The organism is Paenibacillus sacheonensis, from assembly GCF_009909195.1.
GTDB classification, from domain to species: domain Bacteria; phylum Bacillota; class Bacilli; order Paenibacillales; family Paenibacillaceae; genus Paenibacillus_Z; species Paenibacillus_Z sacheonensis.
The window spans coordinates 176861-194930 of record NZ_JAAAMU010000002.1 but is presented as its reverse complement, the minus strand read 5'-3'; the positions used below and the strand labels follow the sequence as shown (position 1 = coordinate 194930).

Annotated in this window: 17 protein-coding genes; 2 read left to right on the top strand and 15 right to left on the bottom strand. The window is 58.2% G+C overall.

Translation table 11 applies throughout. From position 1 onward, the window contains the following. Positions 1-42: 42 nt before the first annotated feature. From GT003_RS03890 to GT003_RS03840, 11 genes are all read right to left on the bottom strand, one after another. On the bottom strand, positions 43-924 hold the full coding sequence (locus GT003_RS03890; protein ID WP_161694643.1) for an FAD binding domain-containing protein: 882 nt from the start codon (positions 922-924) through the stop codon (positions 43-45). 109 nt (positions 925-1033) lie between these two features. After that, positions 1034-1672, bottom strand: coding sequence for a nucleotidyltransferase family protein (locus GT003_RS03885; protein ID WP_161694641.1), 639 nt, complete (start codon positions 1670-1672; stop codon positions 1034-1036). Next, complete coding sequence (locus tag GT003_RS03880) at positions 1620-2705, bottom strand: XdhC family protein (protein ID WP_161694639.1); 1086 nt, start codon at positions 2703-2705, stop codon at positions 1620-1622. The genes GT003_RS03885 and GT003_RS03880 overlap by 53 nt, the downstream gene beginning before the upstream one ends. 225 nt (positions 2706-2930) lie before the next feature. Beyond that, a complete protein-coding gene (locus GT003_RS03875; protein WP_161694637.1) occupies positions 2931-3281 on the bottom strand; it encodes a hypothetical protein in 351 nt (116 codons plus the stop codon). An 85-nt stretch (positions 3282-3366) separates the two neighbouring features. Further along, positions 3367-4668, bottom strand: a complete 1302-nt coding sequence (locus GT003_RS03870) for a DUF4129 domain-containing protein (protein WP_161694635.1) — start codon at positions 4666-4668, stop codon at positions 3367-3369. Beyond that, the gene (locus GT003_RS03865) at positions 4665-5759 is read right to left on the bottom strand and encodes a DUF58 domain-containing protein (protein WP_161694632.1); all 1095 of its coding nucleotides are present in this window, start codon (positions 5757-5759) and stop codon (positions 4665-4667) included. The genes GT003_RS03870 and GT003_RS03865 overlap by 4 nt, the downstream gene beginning before the upstream one ends. 29 nt (positions 5760-5788) lie before the next feature. Continuing rightward, positions 5789-6754 carry an AAA family ATPase gene (locus tag GT003_RS03860; RefSeq protein ID WP_161694630.1) on the bottom strand — a complete coding sequence of 322 codons (966 nt, stop codon included), beginning with the start codon at positions 6752-6754 and terminating at the stop codon, positions 5789-5791. Between the two features lie 91 nt (positions 6755-6845). Beyond that, positions 6846-8129: a serine--tRNA ligase gene (serS, locus tag GT003_RS03855; RefSeq protein WP_161694628.1), complete on the bottom strand. Its 1284-nt coding sequence runs from the start codon at positions 8127-8129 to the stop codon at positions 6846-6848. A gap of 297 nt (positions 8130-8426) precedes the next feature. Continuing rightward, positions 8427-8699: a hypothetical protein gene (locus tag GT003_RS03850; protein ID WP_161694625.1), complete on the bottom strand. Its 273-nt coding sequence runs from the start codon at positions 8697-8699 to the stop codon at positions 8427-8429. Positions 8700-8864: 165 nt separating this feature from the next. Next, a complete protein-coding gene (locus GT003_RS03845) occupies positions 8865-10673 on the bottom strand; it encodes an ABC transporter transmembrane domain-containing protein (RefSeq protein WP_161694623.1) in 1809 nt (602 codons plus the stop codon). A 78-nt stretch (positions 10674-10751) separates the two neighbouring features. After that, positions 10752-12500 carry an ABC transporter ATP-binding protein gene (locus GT003_RS03840; protein WP_161694621.1) on the bottom strand — a complete coding sequence of 583 codons (1749 nt, stop codon included), beginning with the start codon at positions 12498-12500 and terminating at the stop codon, positions 10752-10754. Positions 12501-12644: 144 nt separating this feature from the next. On the opposite strand from GT003_RS03840, the gene GT003_RS03835 reads away from it, so the two are divergent. Beyond that, on the top strand, positions 12645-12809 hold the full coding sequence (locus GT003_RS03835; protein ID WP_161694619.1) for a hypothetical protein: 165 nt from the start codon (positions 12645-12647) through the stop codon (positions 12807-12809). Between the two features lie 49 nt (positions 12810-12858). On the opposite strand, the gene GT003_RS03830 is transcribed toward GT003_RS03835, so the two are convergent. Continuing rightward, positions 12859-13392, bottom strand: coding sequence for an ADP-heptose synthase (locus GT003_RS03830; RefSeq protein WP_161694617.1), 534 nt, complete (start codon positions 13390-13392; stop codon positions 12859-12861). Between the two features lie 301 nt (positions 13393-13693). Here GT003_RS03830 and GT003_RS03825 point away from each other — a divergent pair, with 301 nt between their 5' ends. Further along, a complete protein-coding gene (locus tag GT003_RS03825; protein ID WP_161695293.1) occupies positions 13694-14689 on the top strand; it encodes a YpdA family putative bacillithiol disulfide reductase in 996 nt (331 codons plus the stop codon). 86 nt (positions 14690-14775) lie between these two features. On the opposite strand, the gene GT003_RS03820 is transcribed toward GT003_RS03825, so the two are convergent. From GT003_RS03820 to GT003_RS03810, 3 genes are all read right to left on the bottom strand, one after another. Beyond that, positions 14776-15306, bottom strand: a complete 531-nt coding sequence (locus GT003_RS03820; RefSeq protein ID WP_239565614.1) for a hypothetical protein — start codon at positions 15304-15306, stop codon at positions 14776-14778. A 29-nt stretch (positions 15307-15335) separates the two neighbouring features. Beyond that, positions 15336-15623 carry a hypothetical protein gene (locus GT003_RS03815; RefSeq protein ID WP_161694615.1) on the bottom strand — a complete coding sequence of 96 codons (288 nt, stop codon included), beginning with the start codon at positions 15621-15623 and terminating at the stop codon, positions 15336-15338. A 121-nt stretch (positions 15624-15744) separates the two neighbouring features. After that, on the bottom strand, positions 15745-18051 hold the full coding sequence (locus GT003_RS03810) for a thiamine pyrophosphate-dependent enzyme (RefSeq protein WP_161694613.1): 2307 nt from the start codon (positions 18049-18051) through the stop codon (positions 15745-15747). Positions 18052-18070: the final 19 nt, after the last annotated feature.

The window sequence follows — 18070 nt, the reverse complement described above, 5'->3', positions numbered from 1 at the left end:
TCCTTCGCCGGTCGGCATCTACGTACCGCTGCTTGCAGCCCTCTAAGCGGATGCCGCCTCGCGATAAGTTTGCCACAAGCCGGCGGACATGACGGCCGCCGTCGTTTGCTTGCGGTACTCGCACGATACGAAAGCATCCTGCCTTGGCTGCACTTCCCGCAAAATCACTTCGTAGAGCCGCTCCATCAGCTTTGGACTCATCATTCGGCCTATCAGCAGCGATTCCGATTCCGTAAGCCGCTGGGGAATCATCAGTCCGCCGCCGGCCGCGAGACGAATCGATTGAACGACGCCTTCCGGAGATAGTACGGCGCGGTATGCCGCGGTGACGACCGATGGCGTGAATGCCTCCCGCCGGCCGATTTTGTGATAGCCTTCAATGACTCGTTCCGCTGCTCCTTCGAACATGGGCGTCTCCTTCAATGCCAGCTTGACCTGGAGCAGCAAGCCGTCCGGAGGTTTCGTTTCGCCGCGAGTGCCGTTCAGCCAATCGGACGCCGATTCTGTAATTAAACGATGGCCGTCATGCCAATTCAGCTCGGCGTCGCAGACGAGCAGCGCAGGAAGCAAGTCGCCCGTCTTGCAGGCGATGTTTCCCCCGATCGTTCCTAGATTCCGAATGGAAGGAGCGGCAATGCTCCTGGCCGCCTCGCGCAGCAGAGGGAACGACTTCCCGATCAGCGGATCTCTGCGGGCCACGGACAGCGGCGTCATCGCGCCCAGCGTCAAAGCCTTGGATTGGACGGCGATGCCTCTCATCGCCGGGATGGCCGAGACGTCAATCAAATGGCCGGGTCTCGGCGCGCCGTTCTCCCATTGCACCGAGAGCCACGTGCCTCCGGAAATAAATCGGCCTTCCGCACCGAAAGTTTCTTTCAGCCGGATGGCTTCCGCCGCATCTTGCGGGTGCCAAATCACGCTCATGGGCGCTCACCTTTCTGTCCGTTGGATTCCTATCTGTAAACTTATATCACACGTACTTGACGTACTTGACGTACATGACATGCATGGCGCACATCCCGTTCACATTCGTTCACTTTGCTCGCGCTTGCACCTGCGACCAGATCAGTCTCGCTTTATCAAGCTGCTCCTTCGTATCGACATCTACGAACGACCATTCCGACGCATAACGAACGACCTTCCCCCGATAATCCGGCGACTGCAGAATCCCCCGAGCCCCTGCATCCCCCTCGAGCTGGCACAGCCGCGAAAAAAGGGACTTGCTGAAAATAACCGGAGGCGCCGAAATCTTGCCGTTCCCGCTGGCGACGAAATCGACCATCGGATCTTCCTTGTACACCGCTATCAATCGTTGCAGCTGCATGACGGATATAAAAGGCTGATCCGCCAGCGTGATAAGCACGGCGTCCAACTCTTCCGGCAAGAGGGCCTCCATGCCCGAACGGATCGAACGCGACATCCCCTCCCGCGCATCCTTGCAGGGGATGATGCGGAACTTCGGCAGGCTGCCGAAGTTCCCTGCTTTGTCATACAGCCAGAGCAGCGGATCTCCAAGACGGACCACGACTACGATCGGCTGGAATCCGCAGCCGCGAAGCGCAAGAAGTCCGCGGCTGCCGACCGTAATGCCGGGAGCAAGCTCGAGCGGCAGCTTCGCCTCACCCATCCGCCGGCTGAAACCGGCCGCCAAATAGATCGCTCCGATTCTCATCAGGCACCGCCCTCCTCTTCCCTTCGCTCTCCCTTGCGCCGCGAACCGCGATCAGCTGCGCTGCAATGCTGATCGCAATCTCCTGCGGTCCGTCCGCTCCGATCGGGATCCCCACCGGCGCATGGACGTTCGACGGTCGTTCGAGTCCGTCGAACAGCTGCTCGATCCGCGCCCGCGACCCGAGCACCCCGATGTACCGCAGGCCGAGCGGAAGCACCAGCTCCAGAAGCTCGCGTTCACGCTGCAGCTGATGGCTGCATAGCAGCAAATAATCCCCGCCGTGCATCTGCAGCGCAGCTGCAATGCGAGCAGCCGTTCCGATTACGCGCTCGCCTTCTCCCCGTCCTTCCCGCCAATCGGCTATGATGACTCGAAAACCGATGCCTTCCGCCAACCCGGCAACCGCTCTAGCGTCCTGGCCATCGCCGAATAAGATCAATCTTGGCTTAGGCAGAATCCGAACGGCTATATATCCGCTATTCCGCGCAGACGCTTCAGCTTTCCGCGGCGATGCGTCTACTTTCACTTTCGACTGCACGCTTCCCATCGCTCCGCTTGCCTTGCCCGATGGTTCACGAACCCCCGCAAGTAATGCATCATCAACGCAGGTCAACGTATAGGCAATCGAATCATCGTCCCATTCCCGTATCAGCAATGCTCCCGAGCCTTGCGCCAAGCGGTACTGCGTAAAGCGGAGCAGATGGAGCAGTTCGCCGGTTACGGGCTCCAACAGAATCGTCAGTTCGCCGCCGCAGCCCATCGCCTCGCCCCATATGGCATCTTCTTGCGATCTCATGTTATAGGTAATGCATTCATGCTTCCCTGCCGCCGAGATCGCTTCGGTTCTCGCCTGAAGATCCTCTTCCAGGCAGCCTCCGCTGATGCTTCCGAATCGTCTGCCGCAGGGCAGAAACAGCATCGATGCGCCCTCTTTCCGATAAGCGTGGCCTCTGACGCGGACGACCGTCGCCAGTACCGGCGCGCCGCCCTCCGCATGATCGAGGGAAACGTTCAACAAAGCTGCCATATCCATCGCGTTCTCCTCCTCGGTATCGACGGTCTGAATGCGGCGCGGCTTGCGGCCGTGCATGGTTTCCGGCTCTGGCGTGTTATCTTATGTTATATTATATTACATGAAAACCCATTCGTGAACGTCTGTGTAATGTTCGAGTTAGGTTATTTGATGAATAGACAAAAAAATCCTCCCTGCCTACCCCGGACGGGGCGGCAAGAAGGATGATTTCGTTCCCTATTTCAATTACTGCATGTAGTTTTGCGTTATTGACTGTCCGCTTCCCGCATTCGGCAAGGAGCCTTGCACTTGAGCCATCGCTTGATGGATCTTTTGTTGAACCAGCTGGATTTGACGCCTTTGGGCGTCCATCTGCATCTGAATTTGGTTTTCCGCCAGCTTCAGCTCGCTCTCGACGCTGTAGAGCGCTTGGGCGATGGACTGCAAATGCTGCGACTTGGGGTCTAGACCCGCGCCCTTCAGCGCTTCCTTTGCCTTCAGCTGCTCTTGCTCCTGTCTTAATTTCACCTGCTCCTGAAACTGCTCATACGATAGCTGCTGACTGTTGACTGGTTGTCCCGACAGATCGTTATTCATGGACGTGCCTCCTCGGTGTGCATCGGTTTCTTCCGAATTAGCTTGCCCCGACCATGGATAATTATGTATGCCGGCCTTCGGACAGTCACGGCTTGATCTGTCCCAGCTTGACCGCCAACGCTTGGACCTGCTCGTCGCTCAGCTTCCCGCCCGCGTATCGGACCTGCTGATACTGCTGCAGGAGCGCGTCGGAGGCAGCTCCGGGAACGGTCTCGAGCCCCTTCGCGCTCAACTCGGCTTGAATTTCCCGCGGCGTCAGATGCGGCTGATGCGGGAAGCCCTTCTTGACTGCATTTCCCACCCAGCGTCTGTACAGGTAACGGATGCGCGTTTCATTGTCCGTCAGATCCTTCCACTTGAGCCGATCTTCCTTGCTTCTTCCGAAACGCTGGCGAAGCGACCGCTCCGTCTTCTTGATCCGCTCGACCTCATCCACGTAGCCGCGCGCCGTAGCGGCATGATCCCGTTGGAACAGCCCCGCGAACTTTCGGCGAAGCTCATCGAGCCAGCCTGGCAGACGGTTCAGCCGCCGGCCGATCAAGAATAAGATGACGAGCGCGAATAACGCTACGATGCCGTACATGATGTAATTCGCCCATGCCGGCAGCTTCTTGGATTCTTCCGCCGGCGGCAGCATCGAAGTCGGCGGCGTCATATCTTGGGCTGGAGGCGGTTCCTGCTGGCCTCCGCCGCCGCTGAACAGACCGGTCAGCCAATCCGCGAACGCATGCCACGCTTGGCCGATCAGATGCTGCTGCTGGAAAGCCAGCGAGATCAATACGGCGACGCCGATCGCGATCCCGACGAAGATTCGATTGTTGCGACGGACGGAAGGCTCGACCGTCGGGCTCGCCGCACCGGAGAGCGTCTCGCGTCCGACCATGTTCCGGTTCGTCAAGTATAGCGAGATGAACAGCGCCGCCATCCCTGCCAGGAGATAGAGCGCGCGGTAACCGTCGAACGTACCGTTGACCGCGTCGACGAGTGAACCGACGAAATAAAGAAAGACGCCGACGATAAAGTCCTGTGACGTCAACCGGGCGCCGAGCGGCAATCCCGGAAGCTTGCTGCCGCGATAGACGAAGAATACGGCGATTGCCATGAGCACGATGCTTCCCGCCGTCACGCCCAGAAGAGGGATTCCGCAAGCCGCGGCCAGGATAAGGCTCAACAGGATTTTCGGAAAAGGATGCACGAACTTGAACCATGCATTCAGGCCGTAACCGATCCAATAGACGGCAAGCAGCAGCAAGCAGACGAGCGCGAGCTCCGTCGTACCTGGCGGCTTCAGAACGTATGCGCCTAGCACGATCGGGAAGAAAAGCATGAGCTCAAGCAAGGAGCCCAAGATCAGACTGCCGCCAATGCGCCTTAGCTGCGTATTCATACCGCTTCCGCCTCCTCTGCCGCAATCGGAAGCCAATCGACGGCGTGACCGTCCTTCCTCAGCTTCGCCATCATGTCGCCGATGCGTTCGCTCATGAACGCGGAGATGACGACGATGTCGCTCCGTTCGCCCCACTCCGGCGCAAGCTGTTCCAGCATCGCATCGAACGGAAGCGTGCGGGCGATCACGAGCTTCGACAGCTGGCCGAACAGATAATTCAAATGCTCATGCCCGCCTCCCCGCTCCGTCTTCATGATGCTGGCCGGATTATCCAACTCATGTCCGTTGCAAGCGAAAGCGGTTTCAAGTCCCTGCTCGGTCGCCAATTGCAATATGCCTGCGGCAAGCCGAATGCCGTGCTCGATGACCGTCGTGTCATTAACGGCATGCCACATGCCGGCGTGATCCTCAACGTTCAAGAGGACGATGAGACGAAAATCCGCGGTGTAGTCGCGACGGTGAACCTGCAGCCCGCCGGTGCGGGCGGTCGCGCTCCAGTTGATCATTTTAAGCGGGTCGCCCGGACGGTATTCGCGAACGCCGCTGATGGCGAACGGATCCTCCACGATCCATCTTCGCACGGCGATATCCCCTTGCCAGCTCCTGGAAGGCAGCTGGATCAAGTCGCGATCCGCAGGCAGCGGATATACGAGCAGCTCGACCTGCAGCGGCACGGATTTCCAGGTGCTGAACAAACCGAACAGATCGCCGAACGTGAGCGAGGCGCTCTTGATTCGATAACAGCCGCGCTGGCTCGCTTGGACGGCATGGCGCCGCGTCAGCTGTTTATTGCCCATCAAGCTGAACAAGCTGCGGTGATTTTGAAAATATTCCCCGTTGCTGACGGCGAAGTTGGCGTCGCTTTGGAACCGAAGCCCCGCATGCAGCTGCGATTCCACCCGAAGCCACGGTACGGGAAGCCATTTGTCGTTGACAAGCTTCTCTACCATCTCGACGTCATCCCCTTCGAAGCACGTGCTAACGCTGAACGAACGGGTGTAGCCGACCTTGCGCATGCCGAAATACCGAAACAAATAACGCTGCAATACGATAACGATCACGGCACTGATGATGTACCAATGTATGCCCATGTTTGGCCTCCCCTCTGCAATGGCGCCGGCTAGGCGCGGCTGATGAGCGGCGCGTCGGCAGGCACCGGAATGGCCGCCAAAATGCTTTGAACGATATGCTCCGCCGCGTCCGCGCGCATCCGCTGCACGCTCCTGAGCGAGATTCTGTGCGCAAGCACGGGCACCGCCATGGCCTTCACGTCGTCGGGAAGCACGTGGCTTCTGCCTTGGATGGCGGCACGAGCCTGGCAGGCGCGCAGGAACGCCTGGCTGCTTCGCGGACTCGCGCCCAGCGCCGCATCGGGATGCTTGCGCGTCGCTTCCACGATCGCGAGCATATAGGAGAGCAGCTCTTCGCTGACTTCAACGCCCGTATACTGCTGCTTCGCTTCTTCGATCTGAACCGTATCGACCACGGGTGCCAGATGCTCGAGCGGACTGTTCGCCATGAAGCGTTTCATGATGGCGATGCCTTCCTCGGTCGTCGGGTACCCCATCTTCAGCTTGAACAGAAACCGATCGAGCTGCGCCTCCGGCAGCGGGAAGGTACCTTGCTGCTCGACCGGATTCTGCGTCGCGATAACGAGAAACGGCCGTCCCAGCTCATGCGTCGTGCCGTCGATGCTCACCTGGCGCTCTTCCATGCATTCCAGCAGGCTGGACTGCGTCCGCGGCGTCGCCCGGTTGATTTCGTCGGCGAGCACGATATTGGCGAACAGAGGTCCGGGCCGGAACTCGAATTCACCCAGCTTCTGATTATAGAAATGGATCCCCGTCAAGTCCGACGGCAAGAGGTCAGGCGTGAATTGAATCCGTTTGAATGCGCCGCTGATCGACTTCGCGACCGCTTTCGCGAGCAGCGTCTTCCCCGTGCCGGGCACGTCTTCGAGCAGAACATGACCCGAAGTCAGAATCGCAATAATCAGTTGATCCACAATGTCTTCCTTGCCGACGATGACTTTGCTTACGTTTGCGCGAATGGCATCGGCGGTTTGCGCAATATTCCCCACGTTCATCTTGCTGAGCTCCTCTCGTTTTCCAGCGAATGGCAGTACATACTCTAGTAGTATACCTGCAATTCTCTCGATGGGCTACCTTTTGAACGGGTTATCGCGCCGTGGAAAGTGCTTCCATGCCCTGCATGTAAGGCCGCAGCGCCGGCGGGATGTAGACCGAGCCATCCTCCCGCTGATGGTTCTCGAGGAGCGGAATCAGGAGGCGCGGCGTCGCGGCCATCGTATTGTTCAGCGTATACGCATGCTTGAGCTTGCCGTTCTCGTCCCGGTACCGAATGTTCGAGCGTCTTGCCTGAAAATCGAGCAGCAGCGAGGCCGAATGCGTCTCCCCGTAGTTGCCGCGGCTCGGCATCCAGGTCTCGATGTCGTACTGCTTATAATTCTTCTGCGACAGATCGCCGGTACAGACCGCGACGACGCGGTACGGCAGCTCGAGCAGCCGCAGCAGCTCCTCGCTGTTCGCCGTCAGCTCTTCCAGCCTGGCCAGCGCCTCCGGCAGGTTCGCTTGGCAGATGACCACCTGCTCGACCTTCGCAAACTGATGCACGCGGTAGAGTCCCTGGACGTCCCTCCCCGCCGAGCCGACCTCGCTGCGATAACACGCGCTGACCGCGCCAAGCAGTTTGGGTTCTTGGAGATCGACGATTTCCCCGCCATAATACGAGATCAGCGGCACTTCCGACGTGCCGGCGAGCCATTTGTCTTCGCCTTGGATGGCATAGCTCTGGTCGCGGTTGCCGGGGAAGAAGCCCGTCGCGATCATCGTCTCCTCTTTGACCATGACCGGAACGTCCAAGATATCGAACCCTTTGCCGATCAACAGGTCCAGCGCCAGCTGCTGTACGGCGCGGTGGAGCATCAACCCGCCGTTCTTCAGCACGTATTGGCGGGTTCCGCCGACTTTGACGCCGCGCGGAATATCGATGATGTCCAGCATATCGCCGAGCTGCACGTGGCTTCTCGCCTCGAATTCGAATACGGGGAGCTGTCCTGCCCGCCTTACCTCCGCATTATCCCGGTCGCTTGCCCCGACCGGCGTATCGGGCGAGATGAAATTCGGCACCTGAAGCATCATCGCTTGGAACTGCCGCTCCAGCTCCCGATGCTTCTCCTCCGATCGCTTGAGCGCAGCCAGCAGCCCCGCCGTCTCCCGCTTCGCGCGCCCGGCCTCGTCCAAGCGACCGCCCCTAAGCAGCAGCTCCACCGTCTTCGAGCCGCGATTGCGTGCCGCGCGCAGCTCTTCCGTCTCCCGCCGCACGGCGCGCCGCCGATCATCGACCTTCAGCAGCTCGGCGATATCGATCGCGATGCCCTTTCGATTCGCCGCCGTTTGAATGTCCTCCGCCCGTTCTCGAATCACCTGAATTTCTAACATGTTGAACACTCCTCGATTGGTTTTGGGTAAACAAAAAACGCGCTCCGATCCCACTGTCATGGGACGAAGAACGCGTTCGCGGTGCCACCCAAATTAGTCAATCCAGGATTGACTCTCTCGGTTCCGCGGGTAACGGCGCGGTGCCGGACTGCTTGGAGAACGAAGCATGATCATGCCCGTTCCGTACGCAACGCCTCCGAGTTGGATACTCTTCATCGGCCTGTTAGCTTATTGCAAGAAGTATAGCAGAGCATCCGCCGGTCCGCAACCGGCATTGCCCCGATTCGGTGCCGCGAATTAAAGAACGGAAGAAATGAGCTCGTTATCCAATACTTCGCGCTCGAGTTCTTCGGCATACTTGGACATGCAGTTGCAGTAGTAGTCTCTTCTGCAGATCGGGCAAGGCACCGTCAGTAGGCGATTGACGCCGATCAGCTTCCAATCTGGATTCTTCGAGAAAATGAGCCGGATTTGCGTATTGTCGGACATCGTTACGACGAAATGATATAGACCTGCTGCCGGATTCACATCAGCCGCTGCAAAATCTTTAAATTTAATGTTGAATTTCATAATCGATCTCCTGTTTTTGTAGATTTGAAAATTCCTTGTAAGCTTATTAAATTTGCGTCTGAATGTCAATTTATTTATCTAGTCTATCCCAATTGCGAGCCTCTCAACCATGCAAAGAGGCAGCTCTCTTCCTACTAGAAGAAAACTGCCCCGGCTTGGGCCCCGCTAGGCGCCCGTCTGCATGGCAAGGGACTGCTGCATCTCGAATTGGGTCATATACAGCTTCTTGTACAAACCGCCCTGCTTGATGAGTTCGTCATGCGAGCCCTGCTCCGATATCCGGCCGTCCTGTACGACGAGAATGACGTCCGCATCCCGAATGGTCGACAGCCGGTGCGCAATGATGAAGGCCGTACGTCCCTCCAGCACCGTCTGAAGCGCGGCCTGGATATGCTGCTCCGTCTCGGTATCGACGCTCGACGTCGCCTCGTCGAGAATGAGAATGCGCGGATCCGACAGCAGCACCCGGCCGAAGGCCAGCAGCTGGCGCTGTCCGACGGACAGCTTGGAGCCGCGCTCCTCGACCTGCGTCTGGAAGCCGTCCGCGAACTGCGAGGCGAACTTATCGATGCGGACGCTTTCCGCCGCCTGGCGAAGCGCTTCGTCGGATGCTTCCTCGTTGCCGTAACGAAGATTGTCTTCGATCGTGCCCGAGAAGATAAACGAATCCTGCAGCACGATGCCCATCTGCCTGCGCAGCGACTCCAGCTTCACGGAGGACACGTCCTGGCCGTCGATCAGGATCCGCCCGTCCGTCGCATCGTAGAACCGCATGAGCAAATTGACGATCGTGCTCTTGCCGGCGCCGGTAGGGCCGACGAGCGCGACGCGCTGCCCCGGCTTGATACGCAGATTCACGTTCCGCAGCACGTCCGGCTTATCTTCCGCATACCGGAAGGATACGTTGTCGAAGACGACTTCGCCTTGAATTTGTTTCATCGGCTTGGCATCCCGGCGATCCTTCACTTCCGGTTCGGTATCGAGAATCTCGAAGATCCGTTCGGCCGAGGCCATCGCCGACAACAGCTGGCTGTAGACTTTGGACAGCGCGCTGAGCGGTCCCCAGAAACGCCACAGGTAGTTGATGAAAGCCATGATGAAACCGAGCGTCAGCTCCCCGTTCATGACTTCGCGCGCGCCGAACCACAGCACGATGCACGTACCGATCATCCCGATCATCTCGACTGAAGGCCACACCATCGATTCCAGCGTAATCGCGCGCATGAATGCATTCTTGTTACGCGTGTTCAGCTGTTCGAAGCGTCGATTGTTCTCCTTTTGCCGGGAGAACGCTTGAATGACGCGAATCCCTTGGATCGTTTCGTTCAAGTTGCCGTTGATGGCCGACATCGTCTTGCGGGAATGCGACCAGGAGCCTTCGATCTTCGGCTGCATCAAGCCCACGATGATGTAGAGAAGCGGCAGCGTAACGAAGGACAGCAGCGCCAGCTTCCAGTCCATCCATAACAGGATCGCAATGATGCCGACCAGATGCGTGAATTCCATGACCATCGTGATCAACCCGCCGTTGATGAGCTCGCCGATGGCGTTCGTGTCGTTCGTAATCCGCGACATGATCTTCCCCGCCGGCCTGCCGTCGAAGAACCGGAACGACAAGCTCTGCAAGTGATTGAACAGCTGCTGGCGCAAGTCGAACAGGATGCGCTGCCCCGTGAAATTGATCATCTTCGTATGCAGGTAACCCAGCAGCCAGCCGATGGCTTTGGAGCCGAGCAGGATGGCGCCGAGGATGTTGATGATCATAAAATCTTTATCCATGATGCCGTTATCGATTATATATCTGACAAGCAGCGGTTCGGCCAGACTGAGCGCCATATTGATAAGCACGATCATAATGACGAACGTTAATACTTTGCGATAGGGAAGCACATAGCGGAAGAGCCGCTTCAGATACGCGCGGTTAAACGGCTTCTCTTCGATCTCTTCGCCGGAATCCCATTCCACTTGACTCACGTCTATCCCCTCCTGAATCTCCGAATATGCGAACCGGTCGTACTGTAGGCCCGATCCGTCCGCCGCCGGCCTTGGATCTTACCGCGAAGCGGCAGCCTCCTGCATCTGGAACAGGCTGCGGAAGAATCCTTCCTGCGCGAACAGTTCCCGGTGCGTCCCTTGCTGAACGATCCGTCCGCGATCCAGCACGACGATGCGGTCGGCCCGCTTCACGGAAGACAAGCGCTGCGCGATGATGAACGTCGTGCGTCCCTTCATGACTTCAAGCAGTTCCTCGTGAATGGCGGACTCCGTTGCCGTATCCACGCTCGCCGTCGCTTCGTCCAAGACGAGAATCGGCGGGTCCATCAGGATCGCGCGTGCCAGCGCGACGCGCTGCCGCTGTCCGCCGGACAGCCCTACCCCGCGTTCGCCGATGAGCGTGTCATAACCGAACGGCATCCCTTCGATGAACGAATGGATCTGCGCCTTGCTTGCCGCCCATTCGATCTGCTCCTGCGTCGCTTCGGGCACGCCGTAAGCGATATTCTCGCGAATCGTCGCGGAGAACAGGAACGTCTCCTGCGGCACGATGCCGATCTTCCTCCGCAGTCCTTCGAGCTCGTAATCCTTGACGTCGACGCCGTCGATCAGGAGCGCGCCGCGGCTGACGTCGTAGAAACGCGACATGAGCGCGATCAAGCTGCTTTTGCCGGAGCCGGTGGCGCCGAGCACGGCGATCACTTCCCCTTGCCGCACGCTCAGCGAGATATCTTCGAGCACGCCGGCTTCCTTATCCGGATCTTGATCGGCGAAATGGAATGCCACGTCGTTGAACTCCACGTTGCCCTCGATTCGCTTCACGTCCCGGCTGCCGCCCGCATCCGCTGCGATATCGACCGGCGTATCCAGCACTTCGAATACGCGGGGCGCCGCCTTCATCGCTTGCTGCATGATGTTGATCTGCCAGCCGAGCATGTTCAGCGGCCAGATAATGCCCCATGTGTACCACTGGAAAGCCATGAACGTGCCGAAAGACATCTTGTCGTTCGCGACGTACAACGCGCCGAACCAGACCATCGTCACGAACACGATGCCGCCGTAGAAGTTCATCAGCGGGAAGGCGGCCGCTTCCATCTTCGCCCGATCCATGTTGGTCGCGAAGTTATCCTCGTTGCGCGCTTCGAATTTGCGCTGCTCCACCGTCTCGCGCGCAAATGCCTTGACGACCCGAATGCCCGATATATTCTCCTGAAGCGTCGTCGTTAACTTGCCCATCTGTTCCCTGACCTGCCCCCATGCCGGGCCGACCTTCTTATTGAATCGGAACACGGCATACATCAGCAGCGGAATGGTCGCCATGCTGAGCAGGGTGACCTGCCAATTCATGAACAGCATGAATCCGATCGTGCCGACGAACGTCAAGGCGCCCGTAAACATCGCCATCGCGCCGAAGCCGATGAAGTTCTTCACGGACTCGATGTCCCCGGTCATCCGCGACATGAGCTGCCCGGTCTGCGCTTTGTCGTAATAGCTGAAGGAGAGCCGCTGCAAATGCGCGTACATCTCCTCGCGCAGTTTGAAGATGACGTTCTGGCCGACAAGCTCCTGCGAGCGGCCCTGCACGAACATCGCGATGCTTTTTGCCACCTGGATGCCCGCCAGCGCAAGCGTAAAGCCCAAAACCATTTTTACGTTTTTGTCGGCGATCCCCTTATCGAACACTTCTTTGAGCAGCCAAGGCGCCGTCAGGTCGACGATCGTGCCGAAAACCAGCAGCAGCACCGAGATGACGACCCATTTCCGACTGGGCCGCAAATACTTCAGCAAGCGAAGCATCATGTTCATGGCCTGTATTCCTCCTTTATCAAAAACGGGTCACGGCGAACGGCAACAAAAAAGGAGACCTCGAGCCTCATGGCTCAAAGTCTCCTTACGCGCACGTAATAGGGCAGCTGGCTACAGCTGTCTCATGCGTAAGAAGTCGGGCCGATGGACTGGATTCAGCTTGGTCGTCCGCGCCTGCGCGTCATTCACGAAGAAGAAAATCATATCCATCGCCCTCCTTTTTATTGTTATTATTCGCCTGAACATCCAAATCTTATCATCACTTCCAGCAGCGCGCAAGAGGCTCCGCCGAAATTAATTATTTCATAAAGGCAGCATAATCGCTGACCGTAGCCGCGGCGCTGGCCGCGCCCAAGGCTTACAGATCGCGCATCGATTCGAAATCGGAGGCCGTTATGCCTTGCTCGACCGCGAATTCGTAATCTTCGATATCGTACACTTGAACGGGAACTTCGGCTTCCAGCAGCTTATCCTGGAATTCGAATTGGTCCGACAGAAGCGGCACGCTAAGCTTCATGGACGTCAGCAGGAGCTCCGTCTCGATCGGGTCGAAATATTCGCCGTATTGCGCATTGTCCACCGCGTACACGACCGTGAATTGGACCAGGTCGTTAAGCAGCAGCGGCGAGCTTTCGCGCCAAGGCATCTGCAGCGAGCGCTCGATTTTCTTGCGGTTGAACGGATCCTCGAAGAACGCGATCAGTTCTTGGATCTTGCCTTTCACGTGCTTATCGTCCTCCGGATCGTCCATGACGGGTTCCGAACCATCTTTCATATCGTAAAGCTCCATGATCGTCGAATATGGCAAGACAAAATCGACCGGCCGGCTTGGCACGAGCAATTGACCATAGGTAGCAACCATTACGGCTTCAATAACGAATCGCCGTCGCATTCTATCTCCCCCTTCAAAGCAGTGTGAGCTTATTATACAACATATTGTTCCTGCGACACAGAGCCAAATGCTCGATTCCGCAAGGCAGGCATCCACCGGATGCTTTCGGAACGGCGGTTGCCGCTAACGTAGCGACTTGGTCGGAACGGCTTCAGTGCCTTCCCGAAGCCCCGCTCGCTGCGAGATCTCCCCACCTTCGTTCCCGCCTTCCGAACGCGCGTCATGCGCGCGATTATGATAGAATAACTAGTATTGCTGTTCAGCCTTCCTATGCGCATTGGAGTTGATCATGATTATGTTTATGCCAGACGAACAAATAATTATTATCGGTGCCGGCCCGTGCGGACTCGCCGCCGCCATAGAATTGCAGGCAGCCGGGTTCGCGCCGCTCATCATCGAGAAACGAAACGTCGTCCATTCCATCTCCCAATATCCGACGTACATGCACTTCTTCAGCACGCCGGCCAACCTGGAAATCGCGGATATCCCGTTCACGACAGCGAGCGAGAAGCCTTCGCGGCTGGAAGCGCTCAACTATTACCGCACGGTCGCGCTTCGGCGGAACGTTCGCATTCACGCCTACGAGAGCGTATCCGCCGTCGAACCGCAGGCGGAAGGCGGATTTGTGCTCCGCAGCTCCGATCGTTACGGGGAAGCACGGCAGTATCGCGCTCAGGCGGTTATCGTCGCGACGGGTTATTTCGATCATCCGAACGTGCTCGGCATTCCCGGCGAAGACATGGACAAGGTCACCCATTTCTTCCGCGAAGCCCATCCCTACACGGGCATGAACGTCGCGATCATCGGCGGCAGCAATTCCGCGATCGACGCGGCGCTGGAGCTGGAACGCGTCGGCGCCAGCGTGACCGTCGTTTATCGAGGCGAGACATACTCGCCCAGCATTAAGCCATGGGTGCGTCCGATCTTCGAAGGGCTTGTCGGCAAAGGGCGCATCGGCATTCGTTTCGCTTCGCGCGTCGTTGCGATCGGGCCTCGAACCGTAACGATCGAGCATGCAGGCGACCGCGAGGAGCTAGCGAACGATTTCGTGCTCGCGCTAACGGGCTTCCATCCCGATCGGGCATTTCTGAACGCAACCGGCGTCTCCATGGAAGACGAAGGCTACCCGACCTTTAACGACGAGACGATGGAAAGCAACGTGCCGGGCGTCTACTTGGCCGGCGTCGTCGCCTCGAGGCACCAGGCGAACGAGATCTTCATCGAATCCGGTCGCTTCCATGGCCGCAAAATCGCCGCGCACTTGATACAAAACGGCATCATCCGCGCCGGCAGCTAAACCGCGCGAATGGCGGCAGCATAAAAGGCTTTGATTCCGGCAGCCAATCGACTGCACGGGATCAAAGCCTTTTATTACGGACCGAATCAGAGACTCGCAATCGGCTGCAGGCCATCCGAATCGGCGCCCGAGACCGTGATGACGGTCGCGATTTTCTGCAGGCGAATATATTCGTTGTTCGCGAGCTCCGTGCGGAAATACGCGAACATATAAGCCGCCTCGATAAACGTCAAACCCGGATATACGGCGATATTCTGATTGGAGAACGGATTGTCCAGCAGCACCTGCCACTCCCCATCCCGGCTCGATGCCGGAATATCCCGGAAGATCTGGGCTTTGGTGCGAACAATGCCGTCATACTCGCGCCATATGTACGTCCAGGACGGACTCATGCGCCCGGGCTCCGGCACGGCCTTCATCGCTCGGCGCAGCAGCTCCGCGGCCGCGCCGCACTCCGCGTCCTCGTATGCGCGGAGATAGACCCGGAATTCGTCCAGAAACTTCCGCATCGGCGTGAATCCCGCTTGCCGCATTGACTCGCCGAACGCTTCCAGATCGCTGCCGGTCCGCAGCTCCTTCAACTGGGCGAAATAATTGTCCACGCTTGTCTCATTCATTTGAGCTTGCCCCTCCCGCGCATCGAGATCTAGCCTTTGACGACGGCGATCATGCCGTCCGGCCGCAGCTGCAGCCTGCGCCTGCCATCGTTGTTCAGCTTAACGTTGAACAGCTTCAGCCGCTCTTCCTTGACCTCGAGCAGGTCCCAGCCGCCGTCGTTCTCGTAGCCGGCAAGCGCCAGCGACTCGCTCGCCTGCCGCTCCGCCGTCTCGTTATCCTCCCACCACAGCGCGCCATAATATGCAAAATCATAGACGTTCTTCAGCGTGCCGCACGCGATTTCCCCGGAATCGCGGTGACGCAATACGATCGGCATCCATCATGCCCCTTTCAGCCAGAATCGTCAGGATCCTCCGCTACCTGCCGAAAGCAAACAAAGACCCGGCACTTTCGACGCCGCGCCTTTGTTTGAGGACAGAGAATACGAAGAAAACGAATTACAGATACATGTTTTCGTGCTTCGCCTTGAGACGCTGCCAGCGCCGATCGACTTCGTCCTCGAAGCTTTTGAGCGCATCGGCATACTCCGGTCGCGTCATATGCTTCGTCTTGCCCATGTTTTTGAGCCAGTCGCCGAGCGGTATCCGCTTGCCCTTCTCTTCCGGATTGTACGTAATCGTCGTTATGCCTTCCTCCACGTCGTAGAGCGGGAAGAAGCAGCTGTTGACGGCTTCGTCGATCAGCGTCTGGCCGATTTTCTCCTCGGACAGCCAGTTGAGCGGACAGGTAATAAGAATCTTGCCGTAAACCAGCCCGACGTTTTGCGCGTAATACTGCGCTTTCGCGGCCTTGCGCAGCAAATCCTGCGGCAGCGATTCCGATCCGGTGAAGACGTACGGAATGTTCGTGGCCGCCATGATTTGCGCGGTATCCTTATGATGGAAGAGCTTGCCGCCTTGATGCTTCCCGACGTTCGACGTCGAGGTACGGTGGCCGAGCGGCGTCGAGTACGACAGCTGCGCGCCCGTGTTCATGTAACCTTCGTTATCGTACTCGAGAATGATCATCTTGTGGTTGCGCAGCGCGCTGCCGATTGCCGGCCCCATGCCGATATCCATGCCGCCGTCGCCCGTGATCATGACGAACGTGAAGTCGTCCTTCAAGCCGTATTGATCCAGCTCGCCGCGGCGCTTGCGTTCCCAGAACATTTCAACGACGCCCGAAAGCGTGGCCGCTCCGTTCTGGAACAGATTGTGAATGTACGTCGCTTTATGCGAGGAATACGGGAAGCCCGTCGTCACGACCATCGCGCAGCCGGTTTGGTACAAGGCCACGATGTCTCCCTCGATGCCCTTGAAGAACAGCTCCAGCCCGGAGAAAATACCGCAGCCCGGACATGCTCCGTGTCCCGGAGCCAGCCGCTTCGGTTTCTTCGTCAGCTGCCGTACCGGAGGCACCTTCACCTTCAGCTTGCCGCTAACCTCATCGCGGTCAACGGTAATGAGCCCCGTCTTGAGATCCTCGTACTTCAGCGGTTCCAGCACGCGCTTCGGCGCTTTGTCGGGGTCGCCCGGCGAATGGCCCCAATAGTCGAACGGCACGTCGACCTTGCCCGTGCTCGCCGCCTCGATCGCCAGTTCGAACAAGTGATGGCCGTCCTCGGCGTAGAAGTCTTTGCCGCCGAGCCCGTAAATCCGGCTGATGACGAGCGTATCCTTGACGCCGTGCGTAAACAGCGCCGCCTTGATCTCGTTCGTCATATTGCCGCCGTGACCGCCGTAGGAATCGGCGCGATCCCCGACCGTGACGGCTTTAACGCTGCGAAGCGCTTCGGCAATTTGCTTGGCCGGAAACGGACGAATCATATTCGGCGCAACGGAGCCGGCCTTGATGCCCTTGGCGCGCAGCTGGTCGACGACGTCCTTGATGATCTCGGATGCCGAGTTCATCAGGAACACGGCAACCTCCGCGTCGTCCATCCGGTATTGGTCGAGAATCTGGTAGTCCCTTCCCGTCAATGCGGCGTACTCCTGGCGGATGCGGTCGAACACTTCCGATGCATTGTACATTGCCACCGACTGCTGATAACAGTTATTAATGTAATCGGGCTCGTTCATGTACGGCCCGACTGTAATCGGATTGTTGCGGTCCAGCACATGCTTGAACCCTTCCGGCGAATGCTCGCCGACGAACGCATGCACGTCGGCCCGGTGGGCGAACGTCTGCACGCGGCGTTTCTGATGGGACGTGAAGTACCCGTCGGAAGCGACAAGCACCGGCAGCCGGACCTCCGGGTCCTCCGCGAGCTTCAGCGCGATAATGTTCATGTCGTACACCGCCTGCGGATCGCGGCACATGAGAATCGGCCATCCCGTATTCAGGGCGAAATACAAGTCGGAATGGTCGCCGTGAATATCGAGCGGACCCGATACGGAGCGGCAGACCAAATTCATGACCATCGGGAAACGCGTGCCCGATTGGACCGGCATTTGCTCCAGCATATAGAGATAACCGTTCGAGCTCGTCGCGTTGAATACGCGGCCGCCGGCGGCGGAAGCTCCGTAACAGATGCCCGCGGAGCCATGCTCCCCGTCAGCGGGAATCAGCTTGATGTCGTGCTGGCCGTTCGCTTTCATGAGATCGAGGAATTGCGCGACCTCCGTAGACGGCGATATCGGAAAATAGCCCATGACGTGATAGTTGATTTGATGCGCGGCGTAGGCCGCCATTTCGTTGCCCGATTCGTATACCATCCGCTGCTCGACCGTGCCCGTGCTCACTTCTTTGTTAATTTCGATGGCCATGTGAAAGCTCCTCTCTTTC